Genomic DNA, 2,986 nt, shown 5'->3' on the forward strand with positions numbered 1-2,986 from the left:
GTATGTTCTTTGAAAACTAGATAACAGTGTAGCTCATATTTTTTAATTTTTAGTTTGGTTAAGTTAGAAAGGGCGCACGGTGGATGCCTTGACACTAGGAGTCGATGAAGGACGGGACTAACGCCGATATGCTTCGGGGAGCTGTAAGTAAGCTTTGATCCGAAGATTTCCGAATGGGGAAACCCACCATACGTAATGGTATGGTATCCTTATCTGAATACATAGGGTAAGGAAGACAGACCCAGGGAACTGAAACATCTAAGTACCTGGAGGAAGAGAAAGCAAATGCGATTTCCTGAGTAGCGGCGAGCGAAACGGAACATAGCCCAAACCAAGAGGCTTGCCTCTTGGGGTTGTAGGACATTCTATACGGAGTTACAAAGGAACGAGGTAGACGAAGCGACCTGGAAAGGTCCGTCGTAGAGGGTAACAACCCCGTAGTCGAAACTTCGTTCTCTCTTGAATGTATCCTGAGTACGGCGGAACACGTGAAATTCCGTCGGAATCTGGGAGGACCATCTCCCAAGGCTAAATACTCCCTAGTGATCGATAGTGAACCAGTACCGTGAGGGAAAGGTGAAAAGCACCCCGGAAGGGGAGTGAAAGAGATCCTGAAACCGTGTGCCTACAAATAGTCAGAGCCCGTTAACGGGTGATGGCGTGCCTTTTGTAGAATGAACCGGCGAGTTACGATCCCGTGCGAGGTTAAGCTGAAGAGGCGGAGCCGCAGCGAAAGCGAGTCTGAATAGGGCGTTTAGTACGTGGTCGTAGACCCGAAACCAGGTGATCTACCCATGTCCAGGGTGAAGTTCAGGTAACACTGAATGGAGGCCCGAACCCACGCACGTTGAAAAGTGCGGGGATGAGGTGTGGGTAGCGGAGAAATTCCAATCGAACCTGGAGATAGCTGGTTCTCCCCGAAATAGCTTTAGGGCTAGCCTTAAGTGTAAGAGTCTTGGAGGTAGAGCACTGATTGGACTAGGGGTCCTCATCGGATTACCGAATTCAGTCAAACTCCGAATGCCAATGACTTATCCTTAGGAGTCAGACTGCGAGTGATAAGATCCGTAGTCAAAAGGGAAACAGCCCAGACCGCCAGCTAAGGTCCCAAAGTGTGTATTAAGTGGAAAAGGATGTGGAGTTGCTTAGACAACTAGGATGTTGGCTTAGAAGCAGCCACCATTTAAAGAGTGCGTAATAGCTCACTAGTCGAGTGACTCTGCGCCGAAAATGTACCGGGGCTAAATACACCACCGAAGCTGCGGATTGATACCAATGGTATCAGTGGTAGGGGAGCGTTCTAAGGACAGTGAAGTCAGACCGGAAGGACTGGTGGAGTGCTTAGAAGTGAGAATGCCGGTATGAGTAGCGAAAGACGGGTGAGAATCCCGTCCACCGAATGCCTAAGGTTTCCTGAGGAAGGCTCGTCCGCTCAGGGTTAGTCAGGACCTAAGCCGAGGCCGACAGGCGTAGGCGATGGACAACAGGTTGATATTCCTGTACCACCTCTTTATCGTTTGAGCAATGGAGGGACGCAGAAGGATAGAAGAAGCGTGCGATTGGTTGTGCACGTCCAAGCAGTTAGGCTGATAAGTAGGCAAATCCGCTTATCGCGTATGCTGAGCTGTGATGGGGAAGCTCCTTATGGAGCGAAGTCTTTGATTCCCCGCTGCCAAGAAAAGCTTCTAGCGAGATAAAAGGTGCCTGTACCGCAAACCGACACAGGTAGGCGAGGAGAGAATCCTAAGGTGTGCGAGAGAACTCTGGTTAAGGAACTCGGCAAAATGACCCCGTAACTTCGGGAGAAGGGGTGCTTTCTTAACGGAAAGCCGCAGTGAATAGGCCCAAGCGACTGTTTAGCAAAAACACAGCTCTCTGCGAAGCCGTAAGGCGAAGTATAGGGGGTGACACCTGCCCGGTGCTGGAAGGTTAAGGAGAGGGGTTAGCGTAAGCGAAGCTCTGAACTGAAGCCCCAGTAAACGGCGGCCGTAACTATAACGGTCCTAAGGTAGCGAAATTCCTTGTCGGGTAAGTTCCGACCCGCACGAAAGGTGTAACGATTTGGGCACTGTCTCAACCAGAGACTCGGTGAAATTATAGTACCTGTGAAGATGCAGGTTACCCGCGACAGGACGGAAAGACCCCGTGGAGCTTTACTGTAGCCTGATATTGAATTTTGGTACAGTTTGTACAGGATAGGCGGGAGCCATTGAAACCGGAGCGCTAGCTTCGGTGGAGGCGCTGGTGGGATACCGCCCTGACTGTATTGAAATTCTAACCTACGGGTCTTATCGACCCGGGAGACAGTGTCAGGTGGGCAGTTTGACTGGGGCGGTCGCCTCCTAAAGTGTAACGGAGGCGCCCAAAGGTTCCCTCAGAATGGTTGGAAATCATTCGTAGAGTGCAAAGGCATAAGGGAGCTTGACTGCGAGACCTACAAGTCGAGCAGGGACGAAAGTCGGGCTTAGTGATCCGGTGGTTCCGCATGGAAGGGCCATCGCTCAACGGATAAAAGCTACCCCGGGGATAACAGGCTTATCTCCCCCAAGAGTCCACATCGACGGGGAGGTTTGGCACCTCGATGTCGGCTCATCGCATCCTGGGGCTGTAGTCGGTCCCAAGGGTTGGGCTGTTCGCCCATTAAAGCGGTACGCGAGCTGGGTTCAGAACGTCGTGAGACAGTTCGGTCCCTATCCGTCGTGGGCGTAGGAAATTTGAGAGGAGCTGTCCTTAGTACGAGAGGACCGGGATGGACGCACCGCTGGTGTACCAGTTGTTCTGCCAAGGGCATAGCTGGGTAGCTATGTGCGGAAGGGATAAGTGCTGAAAGCATCTAAGCATGAAGCCCCCCTCAAGATGAGATTTCCCATAGCGTAAGCTAGTAAGATCCCTGAAAGATGATCAGGTTGATAGGTTCGAGGTGGAAGCATGGTGACATGTGGAGCTGACGAATACTAATAGATCGAGGACTTAACCATATAATATG

At 51.3% G+C, this 2,986-nt stretch carries 1 rRNA gene; it reads left to right on the forward strand.

The window, feature by feature from the left end:
* Positions 1 to 56 precede the first annotated feature (56 nt).
* A 23S ribosomal RNA gene (locus tag ACTFO4_RS30270) occupies positions 57 to 2,978 on the forward strand.
* Positions 2,979 to 2,986: the final 8 nt, after the last annotated feature.

It is taken from the genome of Bacillus cereus group sp. MYBKT14-1, assembly GCF_051915185.1.
Lineage (GTDB): Bacteria > Bacillota > Bacilli > Bacillales > Bacillaceae_G > Bacillus_A > Bacillus_A cereus.